Annotated in this window: 14 protein-coding genes and 1 pseudogene; 7 read left to right on the forward strand and 8 right to left on the reverse strand. The window is 73.1% G+C overall.

Annotated elements, in window-relative coordinates; all coding sequences use genetic code 11:
* From GCU69_RS07900 to GCU69_RS07920, 5 genes are all read right to left on the reverse strand, one after another.
* Window positions 1-752: AfsR/SARP family transcriptional regulator (locus tag GCU69_RS07900; protein WP_170315800.1), on the reverse strand; the 752-nt coding region annotated here is incomplete at its 3' end.
* 105 nt (window positions 753-857) lie between these two features.
* Complete coding sequence (locus tag GCU69_RS07905; protein WP_098753731.1) at window positions 858-2,324, reverse strand: GntP family permease; 1,467 nt, start codon at window positions 2,322-2,324, stop codon at window positions 858-860.
* Between the two features lie 37 nt (window positions 2,325-2,361).
* Window positions 2,362-2,775 (reverse strand): RidA family protein, encoded by a 414-nt coding sequence (locus GCU69_RS07910; protein WP_156205505.1) that lies wholly within the window; start codon window positions 2,773-2,775, stop codon window positions 2,362-2,364.
* Between the two features lie 297 nt (window positions 2,776-3,072).
* Window positions 3,073-3,828, reverse strand: a complete 756-nt coding sequence (locus tag GCU69_RS07915; RefSeq protein ID WP_098753728.1) for an IclR family transcriptional regulator — start codon at window positions 3,826-3,828, stop codon at window positions 3,073-3,075.
* The gene (locus tag GCU69_RS07920) at window positions 3,825-5,189 is read right to left on the reverse strand and encodes a sugar kinase (RefSeq protein ID WP_235978310.1); all 1,365 of its coding nucleotides are present in this window, start codon (window positions 5,187-5,189) and stop codon (window positions 3,825-3,827) included. The genes GCU69_RS07915 and GCU69_RS07920 overlap by 4 nt, the downstream gene beginning before the upstream one ends.
* Before the next feature lie 274 nt (window positions 5,190-5,463).
* Between GCU69_RS07920 and GCU69_RS07925 the strand changes: the two genes are divergently transcribed.
* From GCU69_RS07925 to GCU69_RS07935, 3 genes are all read left to right on the forward strand, one after another.
* Complete coding sequence (locus GCU69_RS07925; RefSeq protein WP_156205507.1) at window positions 5,464-6,762, forward strand: amino acid deaminase; 1,299 nt, start codon at window positions 5,464-5,466, stop codon at window positions 6,760-6,762.
* A gap of 106 nt (window positions 6,763-6,868) precedes the next feature.
* Window positions 6,869-8,482 (forward strand): N-acyl-D-amino-acid deacylase family protein, encoded by a 1,614-nt coding sequence (locus GCU69_RS07930; protein WP_098753725.1) that lies wholly within the window; start codon window positions 6,869-6,871, stop codon window positions 8,480-8,482.
* Between the two features lie 98 nt (window positions 8,483-8,580).
* A complete protein-coding gene (locus tag GCU69_RS07935) occupies window positions 8,581-9,792 on the forward strand; it encodes a pyridoxal phosphate-dependent aminotransferase (protein ID WP_098753730.1) in 1,212 nt (403 codons plus the stop codon).
* A gap of 37 nt (window positions 9,793-9,829) precedes the next feature.
* Here GCU69_RS07935 and GCU69_RS07940 read toward each other — a convergent pair whose 3' ends face one another.
* Both GCU69_RS07940 and GCU69_RS07945 read right to left on the reverse strand, forming a co-directional pair.
* Entirely contained in the window at window positions 9,830-10,261 is a 432-nt protein-coding gene (locus GCU69_RS07940) for an SCO4983 family protein (RefSeq protein ID WP_098753724.1), read from the reverse strand.
* A gap of 277 nt (window positions 10,262-10,538) precedes the next feature.
* Window positions 10,539-12,386, reverse strand: coding sequence for a phosphoenolpyruvate carboxykinase (GTP) (locus tag GCU69_RS07945; protein WP_408055774.1), 1,848 nt, complete (start codon window positions 12,384-12,386; stop codon window positions 10,539-10,541).
* A 272-nt stretch (window positions 12,387-12,658) separates the two neighbouring features.
* Between GCU69_RS07945 and trhA the strand changes: the two genes are divergently transcribed.
* The 3 genes from trhA to GCU69_RS07960 all read left to right on the forward strand — a co-directional run bounded on the left by trhA (window position 12,659) and on the right by GCU69_RS07960 (window position 15,784).
* Window positions 12,659-13,387 (forward strand): PAQR family membrane homeostasis protein TrhA, encoded by a 729-nt coding sequence (gene trhA / locus GCU69_RS07950; protein WP_098753723.1) that lies wholly within the window; start codon window positions 12,659-12,661, stop codon window positions 13,385-13,387.
* Window positions 13,388-13,524: 137 nt separating this feature from the next.
* Window positions 13,525-15,072, forward strand: coding sequence for a DHA2 family efflux MFS transporter permease subunit (locus tag GCU69_RS07955; RefSeq protein ID WP_156205509.1), 1,548 nt, complete (start codon window positions 13,525-13,527; stop codon window positions 15,070-15,072).
* A 46-nt stretch (window positions 15,073-15,118) separates the two neighbouring features.
* Entirely contained in the window at window positions 15,119-15,784 is a 666-nt protein-coding gene (locus GCU69_RS07960) for an acyl-CoA-like ligand-binding transcription factor (RefSeq protein WP_098753721.1), read from the forward strand.
* A 10-nt stretch (window positions 15,785-15,794) separates the two neighbouring features.
* Here the strand turns inward: GCU69_RS07960 and GCU69_RS07965 are convergent, their stop codons facing one another.
* Window positions 15,795-17,948: a thioredoxin domain-containing protein gene (locus GCU69_RS07965; RefSeq protein ID WP_156205510.1), complete on the reverse strand. Its 2,154-nt coding sequence runs from the start codon at window positions 17,946-17,948 to the stop codon at window positions 15,795-15,797.
* A gap of 122 nt (window positions 17,949-18,070) precedes the next feature.
* Between GCU69_RS07965 and GCU69_RS07970 the strand changes: the two are divergent.
* A pseudogene (locus tag GCU69_RS07970) lies at window positions 18,071-18,600 on the forward strand (hypothetical protein); the annotation flags it as partial.

The following is an 18,600-nucleotide window of genomic DNA, read 5'->3' on the forward strand; positions in this document are numbered from 1 at the left end:
ATCGCCCGGTGGACGGCGCGCAGCTCCGGCCCCGGGTCCACTCCCAGCTCATCGGCCAGCCGGACCCGAATCTCCTCGTAGCGCTGGAGGGCGTGGGCCTGGCGGCCCGACAGGTACAGCGCGCGCATCAGCAGGCCCCAGCCCGCCTCCCGCAACGGGTGGCGGGCGGTGAGTTCCTCCGCCGTGGCCACCGCCTGTTCGGACTCGGCCACCCCGATCAGCGCCGCGACGTGCAACTCCACCGCGGTGAGCCGGGCTTCCTCCAGCCGGGAGGTCTCACGTCCGGCGAAGAGATGGTGCGAGGCGTCGGCGAGCGCCGTCCCGCGCCACAGCGCGAGGGTCGTCTCGATCTCCTCGCGCGCGTCCTTCGCCCGCCCGTCCGCGAGCAGCCGCCGGGCCCGGGCGACACCCCGCTCGAACTGCACGGTGTCCCGGGCCTCCGGCGGTACCCGCAGGGCGTACCCCATGGGTTCGGTCACCAGGATCTCGGACTTGCCGTGCCGGCGGCGCTCCGGTTCGAGCACCGCCCGCAGCCTGCTGATGTGGGCGTGCAGGGTCGAGGTGACGTTGGCCGGCGGATTCCCCTCCCACACGTCCTCGCACAACTGGTCCACCGAGACCGCGTGGCCGTCCTCCACCAGCAACCGGATCAGGAGCACACGCCGCTTGGGCGGGCCCAGGTCGAGCGCTCTTCCCGCACGCCGCACCACGAGCGGGCCCAACAGCTCGACACTCAGATCCTCAGTCCCCATCCCCGGCCGCCTCCCTTTTGGCCCTCTGTACGAGGGTACGCAGTTGGGAACGGTTCCAACGACCAGGTTGAGGGGGGAGGCCACCCCCACCCTCGGCGTCTGTTGTCAGATCACCAGGCTGATCAGCGCCGCCGTCACGAATCCGGCCACCGACAGCACCGTCTCCAGCACCGTCCAGGACTTGAGCGTGTCCCGTTCGGAGATGCCGAAGTACTGCGACACCATCCAGAATCCGCCGTCGTTGACGTGCGAGGCGAAGATGGATCCGGCCGAGATCGCCATGATGATCAGCGCGAGATACGCCTGCGAGAGCCCGGCGCCCTCGATCAGCGGCAGCACGATGCCCGCGGTGGTGACGATCGCGACCGTCGCCGACCCCTGCGCCACCCGCAGCACGACCGAGATCAGCCAGGCGAGGAGCAGCACCGGCAGTCCGACGCTGTCGAACGCGTCGGCGAGCGCCTCGGCGACGCCGCTGCCCTTGAGGACCGCGCCGAAGACCCCGCCCGCGCCGACGACCAGCAGGATGTTGCCGACCGGCTTCAGTGACGCGGTCGACACGGTCTCCAGCGACTTGCGGGACCAGCCGCGCCGCAGCCCCAGCAGGTAGTAGGCCAGCAGCAGGGCGATCGTGAGCGCCGCGAAGGGGTGGCCGAAGAACTCGATCACCGAGCGGAGGGTGCTCGGGTCCAGCGCGATGGAGGAGAACGTCGCCAGCAGGATCAGCACCAGCGGCGTACCGATGATGGCGAGCACCGTGCCGACGGCGACGGGCCGTTCGGGCGGCCGGGTGCCGGCCGCCCGCTGCTCGGCGAGGACGGCGGCCTTCGCCTCCTCGGCGGCCTCGACCATGTCCTGCGGCACGTCGACGAAGACCCGCTTGCCGATCCAGGCGGCGTACGCCCAGGCGGCGAGCACCGCGGGCACACCGACGAGGACGCCCATCAGGATGACCCAGCCGAGATCGACCTGGAGCAGTCCGGCCGCGGCGACCGGCCCGGGGTGCGGCGGCAGGAACGCGTGGGTCATGGAGAGGCCGGCGAGCAGCGGCATGCAGTACAGCAGGATCGATTTTCCGCTGCGGCGGGCGGCGGCGTAGACGATCGGCGCCAGGACGAAGATGCCGACGTCGAAGAAGACGGGGATGCCGAACACCACGCCCGTGACGCCCATCGCGAGCGGGGCACGCTTCTCGCCGAACAGGCCGAGCAGCCGGGAGCTGAGCGCCTCGGCGCCGCCGGAGACCTCGAGGATGGCACCGAGCATGGTGCCGAGACCGATGATGATGGCGACGTGGCCGAGGATGCCGCCCATCCCCGACTCGATGAGCGAGACGGCGTCGGACTTCTGGACGGTGCCGAAGAGTTCGGTCACCGACAGCCCGGCGCCCAGCCCGACCGCGATGGACACGGCGAGCAGGGCGACGAACGGCTGGAGCCTGACCTTGATGATCAGGAAGAGCAGCAGGGCGATACCGAGGGCGGCAACGGTCAGCAGACCGGCCGTGCCGGGTATCAGCGCGAGCAGGCCGCCGGTGTGCGGCGGCGTCTCGGCGGGGGCGGCGAGCAGCATGTGACGGGGCTCCGTACTGGTGTTCCGGCCGAGGAGGTCAGCCGAGGACGGCGAGCGCGTCGATCTCGACGAGCAGACCGGCGGGCAGGCCGACGTAGACGGTGGTGCGGGCGGCGGGAGCCTCCGTCAGGTCCGCGAAGTAGTCGTTGTACAGCTCGTTGAACTCGGCGAAGTGCGCGGTGTCCGTGAGGTAGACGCGGACCATCATCACGTCGTCCCAGCTCGCGCCGCCCTCCTCGAGGATCGCCCGGACATTGGCGAACGTCTGGAGGGTCTGCTCGCGCAGGGTGGGGCCGGCCGGGGTGGGGGCCTCGCCGGGCACCGCGGGGAGGAAGCCGACCTGTCCGGCGACCTGGAGGATGTTGCCCTTGCGGACGCCGTGCGAGAACTTCGCGGGCGGCGTGGTGTGGGTGGCGGGGGTGATCGCGGTCTTCGTGAGCTTGTCACTCATGGGGGCACTTCCTTACGGGGTTGCTTGCTTGCGAGGTTGCTTGCTTGCGAGGTTGCTTGCTTGCCGGGTTGCTTGCTTGCCGGGTTGCTTGCTTGCGGGGTTGCTGGGTTACGGGGTTGCCGGCTTGCGCGGGCCGCCGGCTCGCGGGGTGCTCGTGCCCGGAGCCGGTCGGTCACCGGCCGTTCGCCCGGGAGTTGCCGGTTCCCGGAGCCGGCCTGCGGGGGCTGCCGGTTCACGGGGGTCTTCGGGACGGCGCACAGGGGCTGTCCGCGGGGATCGCCCGCCGGTGACGGGTCCTCATGGTCGGTCCGGCGCCTTCCCGGAGTACTCCCTGCTGATCGCGTCGGCGGTGCGGCGTACCAGCGGAAGCAGCGCGAGGAGTTCCTCGGCGGTCACGACGACGTTCGGCGCGGAGATCGAGCAGGCCGCGACGGTCCGCCCGTCGGTGCCGCGGATCGGCGCCCCGACACAGTTGATGGACTCCTCGTGACCACCGAGATCGGTGGCCCAGCCCTGCTCGCGCACCGTCGCCAGCTCCTTGAGGAACGCGGCGGCGTTGGGCGTCGAACGGGGCGTGTAGAGGGGGTAGTCGAGCCGTTCGGCGAGGGCGCGCCGCTCCGGTTCGGGCAGGTCGGCGAGGAGCAGCTTGGCGACGGCCGCGACCGTTATCGCGACCGGCTTGCCGATCCGGGAGTACATCCGCACCGGATAGCGGCTCTCGACCTTGTCGATGTAGAGGACCTCGTTCTCCTCGTGCACCGCGAGATGGACGGTGTGCCCGCACTTCTCGTTGAGCCGGGTGAGATGGGGGTGGGCGATCTCGCGGATGTCGAGGTTCTCCACGGCCTCCTGGGCGAGCGCGAACAACCGGGCACCGAGGCGGTAGCGCTGGTCCTGCTGGCGGTAGACGATGCCGTGCTCGTGCAGGGTGCGCAGCAGCCGCAGCGCGGTCGACTTGTGCACGCCGAGCCGCTGGGCGACCTGCTCCAGATTGGCGGGCCCCTCGGCCAGCAGCGGCAGGATGCTCAGGGCTCGGTCGACGGTCTGGCTCATGGGGTTCGTGCCTCCACCGGTACGGACAGCTCCCCGGACGTCCAGCCGGGGCCGAGTCGCAGTGTCTCCCAGCCCGCGGACGGGAGACCGGCGAGCCGGTCGGCCAGCTCGCGGGCCGGGGGATCGCCGAGGTCGCCGGGGACGGTGAGGGCCGCGGCGGCCGTCAGATGGCCGTGCCGGATCCGCCGGGGGACGGGGAGTCCGCGCAGGGTCGCGGAGAGGAACCCGGCGGCGAAGGCGTCTCCCGCGCCGACGGGGGCGACGACGTCGACCCGGAGCGCGGGCTCGGTGTGGACGGTGTCACCGGCGCCGCCCGCGGGCACGGTGTCACCGCCGCTGCCTGCCCGCACGGTGCCGCCCGCCCCGTCGCCCGCGGGCACGGTCCCGCCCGCGTCCGCCTCCGCGCCCGCCTCCGCGCCCGCGCACCCGGCCGTGCCCTGCCGGGCGAAGACCGTGGCCCCGCGGGAGCCCTGCTTGACGACCAGCACGTCCGGTTCGGGGAAGGCCTCCCGGACCGCCGCCGCGCCGTGCAGTCCCCAGGCGGCCTCGGCCTCGTCCTCGCCGACGAACACCAGGTCACAGCGGCGCACCAGCTCGGCGAGCACGGCCGGACCGTCACCGCTGCCGTCGTCGCCCGCGGCCTCGGCCCGGCGGGCGGCGGCCGCCCACAGCCCTGCGCGGTGGTTGACGTCGAACGAGACCAGCGGGCGCCCGGGACCGCGCCCGGTGAGGTCGCGCAGCAGGGCGAGGCAGTCGGCGGAGAGCGCGGCGGTGATGCCGCTGAGATGCAGGATCCGGCCGGACCAGGCCTCTTCCCGGGACGGGAGTCCGGGCGCCATCGCGGCGGCGGCCGAGCCGGCCCGGTAGTAGACGACCTCGCCGACGGGGGCGTCCCCGGCGGCCCCGGATCCCGCGGGCCCGTCGGCCGCACCCGAGCCGCCCGAGCCGCCTGAGCCACCCGCCTCTTCGGAACCTTCCGCTCCGGCGGAGGCCCCACCCGCTCGCGACGCACTCCCTCCGGAACCGCCCGCTCCGGAACCGCCCGCTCCGGACCCGTCAGCTCCGGAACCGTCAGCTCCGGACCCGTCCGCGGACAGCGGCCGCTCCCCCGCCGTACGGAAGTAGATGCCGGTCGGGCGCCCGGAGTCGCGCCGCACGGCCGAGACGTCGACCCCGGCGGCCGCGATCGTCTCCAGCAGATGGTCGCCGAACCCGTCCGTGCCGACCCGGCTGAGCCAGCGGCTGCTGTGTCCCGCGCGGGCCAAGGCGCAGGCGACGTTCGACTCGGCGCCGCCGATGCCGCGCTCGAAGGACGGTACGTCGGCGAGGCGCCCGGGCCGGGTGGGAATGAACGTGACCATGGACTCGCCCAGGCAGACGACGTCGACGCTCGGCAGTGCGGTCACGGCGGTCACGATCGGTGGTTCTCCTTGCTTCCGCCGGGCGGATCCGGCTGTGCCTTCCCGGACCCGGTCCGGCTCTCCCCCGGCTCGGCGGGTGCCGTTCCCCGGCGTGATCCGGCTGCTCGGGGGCCCGGTCTGCATTGACCGGGCGTTGGCCGGATGTTAGACAGCGGTAATCGACATACGCAATGGCTGTTGCACACGATGCAACACACTCACCGTGGGAGGCTCCATGGCCGCCGACTCCTCCGTCGCGCAGCTGGCCGGCGAACGCGTCGACCACCGCTTCAAGGGCCTGCCGCCGGACGCCGACGGCCTGACGGTGGGCGAGCTGGCCGCCGAGCGCCGGTCGCTGTTCACCGGCGGTTTCACCACACCCGTGCTCGCCCTGTCCGCGGAGGCCGTGGAGCACAATCTGGCGCTGATGGAGCAGTACGCCGACCGGCACGCCCTGGCGTTCGCGCCGCACGGCAAGACGTCCATGTCCCCGCAGCTCTTCGAACGCCAGCTGGAACACGGCGCCTGGGGCATCACGGCCGCCGTCCCGCACCAGGTGCGGGTCTACCGGGCGTACGGAATCCGGCGGATCTTCCTCGCCAACGAGCTGGTCGACGCCGCGGCCCTGCGCTGGCTCGCCGGTGAGCTGGACACCGACCCGGGCTTCCGCTTCGTCTCGTACGTGGACTCGGTGCGCGGCGTGGAGCTGATGGACGCCGCGCTGACCGCGTGCGGCGCGCGGCGCCCGGTGGACGTGGTGGTCGAGCTGGGCGCGGGCCCCGGCGCGCGCACCGGGGCGCGCACGGAGGCGGACTGCGCCGCGGTGGCCGACGCCGTGGCGCGGACCGGGACGCTGCGCCTCGTCGGCGTCGCGGGCTACGAGGGCGAGGTGCCGCGGGCGGACCCGGCCCGGGTCACGGCGTGGCTGCGCGAACTCACCGCGCTCGCCGCCGCCTTCGACCGGGAGGGCCGCTTCGCGGACGCCGACGAGATCGTGCTCAGCGCGGGCGGCAGCGCCTGGTTCGACGCGGTGGCGGAGGTCTTCGCCGAGGCGGGCGAGCTGTCCCGGCCGGTGCTCAAACTGCTGCGCTCCGGCGCGTACGTCTCACACGACGACGGCCACTACCGGCATCTCACCCCGTTCAACCGGGTCCCGGACGAGGGCGCGCTGCGGCCCGCCTTCCTGCTGTGGGCCCAGGTCGTGTCGCGGCCCGAGCCCGGCCAGGCGTTCCTGAACGCCGGGAAGCGGGACGCGGCCTACGACATCGACCTGCCGTTCCCCCGGGTCGTACGGTCCGCCCGGGACGGCTCGGAGCGGGCGGCCGCGGGGCTGTCGGTGACCGGGCTGTCGGACCAGCACACCTGGCTCGCCGTCGAGGAGGGCTCCGGGGACGGCTCCGGTCCGCGGCTGGAGGTCGGCGACTGGGTCGGTTTCGGGCTGTCCCACCCGTGCACGTCGTTTGACAAGTGGCAGCTGATTCCGCTGACCCGGGAGGACGGAACGGTCACGGACTTCGTCCGGACCTTCTTCTGACCGCGCTCGCGCGAGAAGTCCACCGCCCGCGCCCGGCCGCCCCGTCGGCGGCCGGGCGGGCAGCTGAGATCCCCGGCGCGGGGCGCCGGGAGAAGGGCACACGGCCATGGACCTGGTCATCAAGGACGCCCGTGTCGTCGACGGCACCGGCGCCCCCGCGTACCGCGCGGACGTCGGCGTCACCGGCGGCCGCGTCACCGAGATCGTCCGCGAGGGCGGACCCCGCCCGGCGGCACGCCGCGTCCTGGACGCCGACGGCCTCGTCCTGAGCCCGGGCTTCATCGACATGCACGCGCACAGCGACCTGGCGCTGCTGCGCGACCCGGACCACTCCGCGAAGGCCGCCCAGGGCGTCACCCTGGAGGTGATCGGCCAGGACGGCCTGTCGTACGCGCCGGTGGACGACCGCACCCGCGCCGAGGTGCGCCGCCAGATCACCGGCTGGAACGGCGACGGCTCCGACCTCGATCTCGACTGGTCCGGCGTCGGCGAGTACCTGGACCGCCTGGACCACGGCTTCGGCGGCGAGGGCATCGCCGTCAACGCCGCGTATCTCGTCCCGCAGGGCACCGTACGGATGCTCGCCGTCGGCTGGGACGACCGCCCCGCGACCCCCGCCGAGCTGGACCACATGCGGCGGCTCGTCGCCGAGGGCCTCGAACAGGGCGCGGTCGGGCTGTCGTCCGGGCTCACCTACACGCCCGGGATGTACGCCTCGGACGCCGAACTGACCGAGCTGTGCCGTGTCGTGGCCGAATACGGCGGCTACTACTGCCCGCACCACCGCAGTTACGGAGCGGGCGCCCTCGGCGCGTACGAGGAGATGGTCGCGCTGTGCCGGGAGGCGGGCTGCGCGCTGCATCTCGCGCACGCCACCATGAACTTCGGCGTCAACAAGGGCCGCGCCCCCGAGCTGCTCGCGCTGCTCGACGACGCGCTGGCGGCGGGCGCCGACATCACCCTCGACACGTATCCCTACCTCCCCGGCTGCACGACGCTCGTCGCGATGCTGCCGAGCTGGGCGAGCGAGGGCGGGCCCGACGCGATCCTGCGCCGGCTGCGGGACGACGCCACGGCCGAGCGCATCCGGCACACCATGGAGGTCGAGGGCGCCGACGGCTGCCACGGGGTGCCGATCGAGTGGGACACGATCGAGATCTCCGGGGTCACCGACCCGGCGCTCGCGGGCCACGTCGGCAGGACGGTCGCGCAGGCGGCGGCCGACCGCGGCGAGACGCCGTTCGCGACGGCCCGCGCGCTGCTGCTCCAGGACCGGCTCGGCCCGACGATCCTCCAGCACGTCGGGCACGAGGAGAACGTCCGCGCGATCATGCGCCACCCGGTGCACACCGGCGGCAGCGACGGCATTCTGCAGGGCGCCAAGCCGCATCCGCGGGCGTACGGCACCTTCCCGCGGTACCTCGGGACCTACGTCCGCGAGGAGGGCGTCCTCCCGCTGGAGGAATGCGTGGCACACCTCACATCGCGCCCCGCGGCCCGGCTCCGGCTGCCCGACCGGGGCGTGATCCGGTCCGGATACCGCGCGGACCTCGTCCTCTTCGATCCGGAAACCGTAGCCGCGGGCTCCACTTTCGAAGCCCCGCGGACCCTTCCGACCGGCATTCCGCATGTGCTCGTCGACGGCCGCTTCGTCATCGAAGACGGGCGGCGCACGGACGTCCTCGCGGGCCGTTCGGTGCGGCGCACCCCGCTCCGCTGACCGGGCGGCGCAGCGGGTCGGCCGGCGGAGCGGAGTACGGCGTCCACGTGGCGGAAAACACCGAGCGACCCCGTACGGGCGCCCGTATGGTGGCGAACATGCAGGTGATCCAGTCAACAAAACTCGCCAATGTCTGCTACGAGATCCGGGGCCCGGTGCTCGAGGAGGCCATGCGGCTCGAAGCAGCGGGTCACCGCATCCTCAAGCTCAACACGGGCAACCCGGCGCCGTTCGGCTTCGAGTGCCCGCCGGAGATCCTCGAGGACATGCTCCGCAGCCTCGGCGGCGCGCACGGCTACGGCGACGCCAAGGGCCTGCTCACCGCCCGCCGCGCGGTGATGCAGCACTACCAGACGCAGGGCATCGAGCTGGACGTCGAGGACATCTACCTCGGCAACGGCGCCTCCGAGCTGATCCAGATGTCGATGCAGGCGCTCCTCGACGACGGCGACGAGGTGCTCGTCCCGGCGCCGGACTACCCGCTGTGGACCGCCGCCGTCGCGCTGTCCGGCGGCACCGCCGTGCACTACCGCTGCGACGAGCAGGCCGACTGGATGCCGGACCTCGCCGACATCGAGCGCAAGGTGACCGACCGCACCAAGGCGATCGTCATCATCAACCCGAACAACCCGACCGGCGCCGTCTACGACAACGAGCTGGTCCGCGGCATCACGGAGATCGCCCGCCGGCACAATCTGATCGTCTGCTCCGACGAGATCTACGACAAGATCCTCTACGACGACGCCACCCACACGCCGACCGCCGCCATCGCCCCCGACCTGCTGACGCTGACCTTCAACGGACTGTCCAAGGCGTACCGGGTCGCGGGCTACCGCAGCGGCTGGCTCGCGGTCTGCGGCCCCAAGGAGCACGCCTCCAGCTACATGGAGGGGCTCACGATCCTCGCCAACATGCGGCTGTGCGCGAACGTCCCGGCACAGCACGCGGTGGCCGTGGCGCTCGGCGGGCGGCAGTCCATCAAGGAGCTGGTGCTGCCGGGCGGCCGGCTGCTGGAGCAGCGCGACACCGCGTACGAGCTGCTGACCCGGATCCCGGGAGTGAGCTGCGTCAAGCCCAAGGGCGCGCTGTACGCCTTCCCCCGGCTCGACCCCAAGGTCCACAAGATCAAGGACGACCGGCAGATGGTGCTGGACCTGCTGCGCGCCGAGAAGATCATGATCGTGCACGGTACGGGCTTCAACTGGCCCGAACCCGACCACTTCCGGCTGGTCACGCTGCCGCACAAGGACGACCTGGCGGACGCGGTGACCCGGATCGGCGACTTCCTCGGCGGCTACAGCCAGCCCTGAGCCGGCTGCCCGGACCGTACGGGGCCGGGCGGCCGGATCAGCCGGCCGCCGTCAGGGCCGCCGGCGTCGTCTCCAGGGCATCGGCGTGCGCGTCCATCCGCTCGGCGGCGAGGATCGCGGCGCCCGTGTCCGCGCGGGAGGCGGCGACGACCAGGGCCCGGCCGGCCAGCGTGTGCGCCTGCCGGTGCAGCGCCTCCACGCGCGCCGGGTCCGGGTCCGTGACGTCCGCGCCGGCCGCACGGACCGGCCGGGCTCCGCCGCGCAGCCGGGCGACGCGCTCGGACAGCCGGTGCGCCGCGCGCTCCAGCGACGGCTCGGGGGTGCGGGCCAGCAGCTCGTCGGTCACGGCCAGCAGCGCGGCCAGATGCCCGGCGAGCTGGATGTCCAGCTCCTCCTCGCGGCTGCGGTGCGGGTAGTCCGTCGGCTCCCCCGTGCTGTGGACCGACTTGGAGCGGATCGGCTCGTACATGAATGGGCCTCCTCGTCAGGTCAGGAGACCATCCTAACTTGGATCGAGTCTAAAGTTGACTCGGTTCGCCCCGCCGGGGCGCCCGGCCGGGCGCCGGCCGCCCCGCACCGTGAGGCCGGTCGCGACGGCCCGGGAACGGGTGCCGGCGCGACCGGCCGTACGGTGCGGGGAACGCGCCCCGGAAACGGGCCCGTCCGCCCCGCGAACGGGCCCGCCCGCCCCGGGACGGGGGCGGGCGGGGAGCGGCGCAGCCGGGCCGGAACAACCGGCCCCGGCGTCAGCCGAGCCGCTCGACGAGCGCGCGGTACTCGTCCCACAGCTCCTTCGGCGTGTGGTCACCGAAGGTGTTCAGATGCTCGGGCACCAGCGCGGCCTCCTCCCGCCACACGTCCCTGTCGACGGTGAGCAGGAAGTCGAGGTCGCTGTCGGAGAGGTCCAGCCCCTCGGTGTCGAGCGATCCCTTCGCCGGCAGCACACCGATCGGCGTCTCGACACCCTCGGCCCGGCCCTCCAGCCGCTCGACGATCCACTTCAGCACCCGGCCGTTCTCACCGAAGCCCGGCCACACGAACCGTCCGCTGTCGTCCTTGCGGAACCAGTTCACGTAGTAGATCTTCGGCAGCTTCGCCGGATCGGCCTGGGCACCGATCCTCACCCAGTGCCCCATGTAGTCGCCCATGTTGTAGCCGCAGAACGGCAGCATGGCGAACGGGTCCCGGCGCAGCTCGCCGACCCTGCCCTCGGCGGCGGCGGTCTTCTCGGAGGCGACGTTGGCGCCGAGGAAGACCCCGTGCTGCCAGTCGAAGGACTCGGTGACCAGCGGTACGGCGGAGGCGCGGCGGCCGCCGAACAGGATCGCCGAGATGGGCACGCCCCTGGGGTCCTCCCACTCCGGCGCGATGATCGGGCACTGCCCGGCCGGGGTGGTGAAGCGCGCGTTGGGGTGGGCTGCCGGGGTGCCGGACTCCGGGGTCCAGTCGTTGCCCTTCCAGTCGGTGAGGTGGGCCGGGGTCTCCTCCGTCATGCCCTCCCACCAGACGTCGCCGTCGTCGGTGAGGGCGACATTGGTGAAGACGGAGTTGCCCCACAGGGTCTTCATCGCGTTGGCGTTGGTGTGCTCGCCGGTGCCGGGCGCGACGCCGAAGAAACCCGCCTCCGGGTTGATCGCGTAGAGCCGGCCGTCCTCGCCGAAGCGCATCCAGGCGATGTCGTCACCGATGGTCTCGACCGTCCAGCCCGGGATGGTCGGCTCCAGCATGGCGAGGTTGGTCTTGCCGCAGGCGGAGGGGAAGGCCGCCGCGACGTACCTGGACTGCCCGCGCGGCGGGGTCAGCTTGAGGATCAGCATGTGCTCGGCGAGCCAGCCCTCGTCACGCGCCATCACGGAGGCGATGCGCAGCGCGTAGCACTTCTTGCCCAGCAGCGCGTTGCCGCCGTAGCCCGAGCCGTACGACCAGATCTCGCGGCTCTCGGGGAAGTGCGAGATGTACTTGGTGGTGTTGCAGGGCCACGGCACGTCGGTCTCGCCCGGGGCGAGCGGGGCGCCCAGGCTGTGCACGGCCTTGACGAAGAAGCCGTCGTCACCGAGTTCGTCCAGGACGGGCCGGCCCATCCGGGTCATGGTGCGCATGGAGACGGCGACGTACGCGGAGTCGGTGATCTCGACCCCGATCGCGGACAGCGGCGAGCCGAGCGGGCCCATGCAGAAGGGCACGACGTACATCGTGCGGCCGCGCATCGAGCCGCGGAAGACGCCCCGCTCGCCGGTGAGGATCTCGCGCATCTCGCCGGGGTGCTTCCAGTGGTTCGTCGGGCCCGCGTCCTCCTCCTTCTCCGAGCAGATGAAGGTGCGGTCCTCGACGCGGGCCACGTCACCGGGGTCGGAGGCGGCGTAGTAGGAGTTCGGGCGTTTGACCGGGTCGAGCTTCTTGAACGTGCCCTTGGCGACGAGTTCCTCGCACAGGCGCTCGTACTCGGCCTCCGAGCCGTCGCACCAGACGACCCGGTCGGGCTCGGTGAGGGCCGCGATCTCGTCGACCCACGAGATCAGCTCTCGGTGACGGGTGAGGGGATTGGGAGCCACGGGGGCGGAGACGCCCCCGGGAGACACAGCGCTGCGCGCCACGATCGCTCCGTTCCGCCGGAACCGCGCTGCTCCGGCGTCAGATAGTGAGGGTCCGTGCGGACATCCCTGTCCCTGATGTCCGCATATTGAGGTAGTTGCCCCATGGGGGCCGCGACCCGGACGCTGCTGACCGCTCATCCGGTGCCGACCGCACTCATTTGAGTCTCCGATGATGTCGCCCATCTGTCCAGAGGGCGCCACACGTGAGCACGACCACGTGACGGGAACCGACACGGATCGGTAACCTACGGCCCCGTAGCTAGCATGGATCCATGACTGCCACACCCGACGCCTCACCCGAGGCCGCGACCGAAGAGACCGCGCCCTCCGAGTCCTCCGGTGTGTTCTCACTGGACATCCCGGAGCACATCAAGCCGCGCCTGCGGGGCTGGTTGCACGCGGGCATGTTCCCGGTGGTCCTGATCTCCGGGGTATTCCTGACCGCTCTCGCCGAGAGCGGACGCGGGCGGCTGTCCTGTGCCGTGTTCACGCTGACGGCCTGCCTGCTGTTCGGTGTGAGCGGGCTCTACCACCGCGGCGACTGGGGCCCGCGCGCCAACGCCGTGCTGCGCCGGCTCGACCACGCGAACATCTTCCTGATCATCGCGGGCACCTACACCCCGCTGACGGTCCTCCTGCTCCCCCGGGACAGCGGACGCACGCTGCTGGTCGCGATCTGGACCGCCGCGGTGGCCGGCATCGCCTTCCGCGTCTTCTGGGTCGGCGCGCCCCGCTGGCTCTACGTCCCGTGCTACATCGCGATGGGCTGGGCGGCCGTCTTCTTCCTTCCCGAGTTCATGCACAAGGGCGGCGTGGCCGTACTGATCCTGGTGATCACCGGCGGCCTGCTCTACAGCGCGGGCGGCGTCATCTACGCGATGAAGCGCCCGAACCCGTCGCCGCGCCACTTCGGCTTCCACGAGGTCTTCCACTCGCTGACCCTGGGAGCGTTCGTCGCGCACTACATCGGCATTTCACTGGTGGCGTACCAGCACAGCTGAACCCGCCCGCCGCCCTCCCGGCCGTGACCCGTCCCGACGGGTCACGGCCGTTCCGTTTCCCATCCCCGGGACCTTATTGACTGCTGGCATCTTTTGAGAGTTACTGTCATAAGACAGTAACTCCCGGAGGTGTTCCCATGACGGCCCGACCCGACGCCGCCCGGCCCGGCGCGGCCCGCTCCGCTGCCGCACCGCCCGGCACCCCGGACCCGCGCCGCTGGTGGGCGCTCGGCGCGCTCGTCGTCTGCGTCCTGGTGCTCGGGTTCGATCTCACGATCCTCAATGTGGCGCTCCCCGCCATGGCCTCCCAGCTGGGCGCCGACACCGGCGAACAGCAGTGGATCGCCGACTCCTACATCGTCGTGTTCGCCGCGCTGCTGCTGCCCGCGGGCCTGCTCGGGGACCGCTTCGGCCGGCGCCGGATGCTCACCGCCGGGCTGGTGGTCTTCCTGGCCGGCTCGGTCGCCGGCACCTTCGCCGGCTCCCCGGAACAGCTCGTCGCGGCCCGGGCGGGCATGGGCGTCGGGGCGGCCCTGGTGATGCCGCTGGCGCTGTCCGTGCTGCCCTCGCTGTTCGGCGACGAGGAGCGGTCGAAGGCCGTCGGGGCGATCGCCGCCGGAGCCGCCGCCGGGCTGCCGCTGGGCCCGCTCGTCGGCGGCTGGCTGCTGGACCACTACTGGTGGGGATCGGTCTTCCTGGTCAACGTCCCGCTCGCCGCGTTCGGCATCCTCGCCTGCCTGCTGCTGCTCCCGGAGAGCCGGGACCCCGCCGCGCCCGCCGTCGGCGCCGTGAGCACCCTGCTGTCCGCCGGCGGGCTCGGCGCGCTCGTCTTCGGGATCATCGAGGGCCCGGGCCGGGGCTGGACCGACCCGCTCGTCCTGCTCGCGCTCTCCGGCTCCGCGGCCATGCTCGCCGGACTCGTACTGCACGAACGCCGCAGCGAGCGGCCGCTGCTCGACCTCGGACTGCTGCGCCGCCCCGCCTTCCTGTGGAACACCCTCACCACCTCGCTGACCACGCTGGTGATCGCCGGACTGCTGTTCCTGCTGCCGCAGTACCTCCAGGCGGTGCTGGGTTACGGCGCCTTCGACACCGGGGTGCGGCTGATGCCGATGATGGGCGGCCTGCTCGTCGCCGCCCGGTGCGCCGCCCCGCTGGTACGGCGCCTCGGCGCGCGTACGGTCGTCAGCGCGGGCCTCGTCGTGCTGGCCGCCGCCGCGTTCCTCGGCGCCGCCACCGGGCCGGGCGACGGCTACGGCTGGGCCGCCCTCTGGCTGACCGTCGCGGGCACCGGCTTCGGCTTCGCCGTCGTACCCGCCATGGACGGCGCGCTCGCCGCCCTTCCCGCCGACCGGTCCGGCACCGGCTCCGGGCTGCTGCAGACCCTGCGCCAGGTCGGCGGCGCCGTGGGCGTCGCGCTGCTGGGCAGCCTGCTCGCAGGCGCGTTCACCGGCCGCCTGGACACCTCGGGGCTGCCCGGCCCGGCGGCGGACGCGGCCCGGGAGTCAGTCGTCGCCGCGCACCTGGTCGCGACACGGCTGGACGCTCCCGGACTCGCCGCCTCGGCGGACGCCGCCTTCGTGCACGGGATGAGCCTCGCGCTCGCCGTGTGCGGGGTCGCGGCGCTGGTCACAGCCGTCTTCACGGCCCTGCGCCTGCCGGGCCGCCGGCACCGCGATGCGTAACCGCCGTGCTGGCCCCGCCCGCCGGTGATGGCGCACAATCACCGGCATGAACCCCGCACGTCCCGCATCCGACCACCGGCCGCCCGAGTCCGACACCGGGCGGCACACCCCGGCCGCAGCGGCGGGGGCGCGGCCCGGGCTGCGGGAGCGGAAGAAGATCAAGACGCGGCGCACGATCCGCGCCGAGGCGTTCCGTCTCTTCGCCGAACAGGGCTACGACGCCACGACGGTCGACCAGATCGCCGCCGCCGCCGAGGTGTCCCCGAGCACCTTCTTCCGCTACTTCCCGACCAAGGAAGACCTCGTCGTCACCGACGAGTACGACCCGCTGACGCTGGACGCGCTGGCCGCCCGCCCCGCGGACGAACCCCTGCTGCAGTCGCTGCGGCACGCGGTGCTGGAGTCCCTGCGGCAGGTCGTCGCGGACGAGCCGGACGAGGTGCGGCAGCGGATGCGGCTGCTGCGGGACGTGCCGGCCGTCCGGGGCCGGATGGCGGAGAGCGTCAGCTCCACCGCCGGGGCCCTCGCCGAGGCCCTGAGCCGGCGCGGCGGGGTCCACGACGTCTTCGAGGCCCGGGTGCTCGCGGGCGCCTTCCTCGGCGCGATGCAGGAGACCGTTCTGTACTGGTCCGAGGACGGCGGCCCCGAGGACCTGGTGGCCCTGATCGAACGCGCCCTCGACGTACTGGGGAACGGCCTGGGGCGCCGCTGACGCCCGCCGGTCAGCTCCCGCCCGCTCCGCCGAGACGGCCGGACAGCTCGCCGGGATCGGCGGTGGGGAGGTCGCAGGTGAAGTTCCGGCAGACGTACGCCGCCGGACGGCCGGACAGCAGCGGGCGGTCCCGGAGCAGCGGAACGGCCTCCGCGTCGTCCGCGCCCGGTTCGCCGAGGGCGACGACCGCGCCGGGCGCCGTGCCGAGCAGGGCCGCGCGGTGCAGCTCGCCGGTGGCCGGGTCCCCGGCGGGACCGACCACGGCCACCTCGCGCGGGCCGTCCAGCACCGCCTCGGCGACCGCGAGGCCCCAGCCGGTGAACCGCGGGGCGCGCGGGGCCAGCGCCTTGACCACGCCGAGGGCCCGTTCGGCGGCCGCGCGGTGCTCGGCACTGCCGGTGTACGCGGCGTACGACAGCAGCGCCCCGGCCGCGGCGTTCCAGCCGGACGGCGTGGCGCTGTCGGTCGGGTCCTGGGGGCGCCGGATCAGCTGCTCGCCGTCGTCCGGGGTGTCGTGGAGGGTGCCGTCCTCGTCGGCGAAGTGCCGCAGCACGGTGTCGAGGAGCAGCCCCGCGAACTCGACCCAGACGCCCTCACCGGTGACGCCCGCCAGGCTCAGGAAGCCCTCGGCCACATCCGCGTAGTCCTCCAGTACGCCCGCGTGCGCACCGGCCCTGCCGTCACGGGACGTACGGGCGAGACGGCCGCCCGGGCCCATGTGCACGCGGACGAGCAGATCGGCGGCGTCGGTGGCGGCGAGGACCAGGTCGGGGCGGTCGAAGTACGCGCCGGTCTCGGCGAGCGCGGCGATCACGAGGCCGTTCCAGGCGGCGACGACCTTGTCGTCCCGGCCGGGGCGCGGACGCGACTCCCGCGCCGCGAACAGTCGTTCCCGGATGGACGCGATCTGCCCGGCGTCGGCGACGCCCTCGCCGGGCAGTTGCAGCACGGAGGCGCCCTCCTCGAAGGTGCCGTCCCCGGTGACTGAGAACCAGGCCGCCGCGAGCCGCGCGTCGTCCTCGCCGAGGACCCGGCGCAACTGGGCGGGCGTCCAGACGTAGAAGGCGCCTTCGGCGTGGGGGGCGGGGCGGCCGCCACCGCCCGCGTCACCGCCCGCGGCCCCTTCTTGCGGAGCGGCGCCGTCCGGGACCGCACCATCCGGGACCTCGCCGTCCGGGACCTCGCTGTCCGGAATCTCGCTGTCGGCGTCGAGCGCCGAGGCGAAACCGCCCTCCGGGGTGCGCAGCTCGCGGACCAGGAAGTCCGCGGTCTCCAGCGCCACCCGCCGCGCGAGATCGGAACCGGTCGACCGCCACAGGTGCGCGTACACCCGGAGCAGCAGCGCGTTGTCGTACAGCATCTTCTCGAAGTGCGGCACGACCCACTCACGGTCCACCGAATAGCGCGCGAAGCCACCGCCGAGCTGGTCGTAGATGCCGCCGCGGGCCATCGACTCGCAGGTGTCGGAGGCCATTTGGAGGGCGCCCTCGGAGCCCGTGCGGGCATGGTGCCGCAGCAGGAACTCCAGCACCATCGACGGCGGGAACTTCGGGGCGCCGCCGAAACCGCCGTGCGACGCGTCGTAGTCGCGGGTCAGGCCGAGCAGCGCCGCGTGCAGGTCCTCCTCGGACGGCGGGCGGGCACCGCTCCCGGCCGCCGCGAGGGAGCGGGACGACAGTTCCCGTACGATCCGCCCCGCGACCTCGCCGACCTCCTCGCGCCGGTCCGTCCACGCCGCCCGCACGCCCTCCAGCACCTGCCGGAAGGAGGGCATGCCCTGCCGGGGCCGGGGCGGGAAGTAGGTGCCGAAGTAGAACGGCTCCGCGTCGGCCGTCAGGAACACCGTCATCGGCCAGCCGCCCTGGCCGGTGGCCGCCTGCACTGCCTCCATGTACACGGCGTCGACGTCCGGGCGTTCCTCCCGGTCGACCTTGACGGGCACGAAGTGGGCGTTGAGACAGCCCGCGGTCTCCTCGTCCTCGAAGGACTCGTGGGCCATCACATGGCACCAGTGACAGCTCGAATAACCGACGCTGAGCAGCACGGGGACGTCGCGCCGCCGCGCCTCGGCGAAGGCCGCGTCCGACCAGGGCCACCAGTCGACCGGGTTGTCGGCGTGCTGGAGGAGGTAGGGGGAGGTCTCTTGGGCCAGTCGGTTCGGCATGAACCCATCCTGACTCATCTCGCCGTCCGGGGGAGTTATCCACAGGCCTGCCGGAAAGTCCCTCCAGACGGAACACTGTGCGGAGTGGCGAGATCACTGATCACTGCTGGAGGGGGAAGTAGATGCCGGGCTCACCGGCCGTCCTGCGGGACGGCCACCGGGCGGAAGCCGAACGCCTGCTGGAGCGCGCCGTGGAGGAGGAGGCCCGCCGGACCGGCGGGCGGACCGATCGCGCGGTGCTGATGGCGAGAGCCCGGGAGGCGCTGGAGGAGATGGCCGCCCGGTCCGCCGAGGAGTACGAGGCGTATCTCCGCGCGCTCGACGAGGCGGACGCCGAGCGGCGGCCGCCGGCCGAGCGGCTGTCGAGGCACTCCCTGGGCACCCCCGTGGTGGTCACGGCCGTCGCGGCGGCCGCGGCCTTCGGCGCCGACCTGGGGCTCGGCACCTCGGCGGGCACGGCGTTCGGCGCGGGGGCCACGGTCGCGGTGGCGGGCGTCGCGGCGACTCTCGTCAAGCTCACCGCCGGGCACTGGCCCTCGGCACACCGGGCCGCCGGGCGGCGGAACCAGCCCGGCGGGGCCGAGCAGTTGCGGCTCCAGTGGCTGACCGCCCTGGAGGTGCGGGGCATCCGGCCGTTCCTCGACCAGCAGCG

It is taken from the genome of Streptomyces lycii, assembly GCF_009735685.1.
Classification (GTDB): domain Bacteria; phylum Actinomycetota; class Actinomycetes; order Streptomycetales; family Streptomycetaceae; genus Streptomyces; species Streptomyces lycii.

Coding starts and splice junctions, on each gene's coding strand:
- GCU69_RS07925 (WP_156205507.1), top strand. CDS start 5,464: ATGGCCGCCGACTCCTCCGTCGCGCAGCTGGCCGGCGAACGCGTCGAC.
- GCU69_RS07915 (WP_098753728.1), bottom strand. CDS start 3,828: ATGAGCCAGACCGTCGACCGAGCCCTGAGCATCCTGCCGCTGCTGGCC.
- GCU69_RS07930 (WP_098753725.1), top strand. CDS start 6,869: ATGGACCTGGTCATCAAGGACGCCCGTGTCGTCGACGGCACCGGCGCC.
- GCU69_RS07955 (WP_156205509.1), top strand. CDS start 13,525: ATGACGGCCCGACCCGACGCCGCCCGGCCCGGCGCGGCCCGCTCCGCT.
- GCU69_RS07935 (WP_098753730.1), top strand. CDS start 8,581: ATGCAGGTGATCCAGTCAACAAAACTCGCCAATGTCTGCTACGAGATC.
- GCU69_RS07905 (WP_098753731.1), bottom strand. CDS start 2,324: ATGCTGCTCGCCGCCCCCGCCGAGACGCCGCCGCACACCGGCGGCCTG.
- GCU69_RS07910 (WP_156205505.1), bottom strand. CDS start 2,775: ATGAGTGACAAGCTCACGAAGACCGCGATCACCCCCGCCACCCACACC.
- trhA (WP_098753723.1), top strand. CDS start 12,659: ATGACTGCCACACCCGACGCCTCACCCGAGGCCGCGACCGAAGAGACC.
- GCU69_RS07920 (WP_235978310.1), bottom strand. CDS start 5,189: ATGGTCACGTTCATTCCCACCCGGCCCGGGCGCCTCGCCGACGTACCG.
- GCU69_RS07940 (WP_098753724.1), bottom strand. CDS start 10,261: ATGTACGAGCCGATCCGCTCCAAGTCGGTCCACAGCACGGGGGAGCCG.
- GCU69_RS07960 (WP_098753721.1), top strand. CDS start 15,119: ATGAACCCCGCACGTCCCGCATCCGACCACCGGCCGCCCGAGTCCGAC.
- GCU69_RS07965 (WP_156205510.1), bottom strand. CDS start 17,948: ATGCCGAACCGACTGGCCCAAGAGACCTCCCCCTACCTCCTCCAGCAC.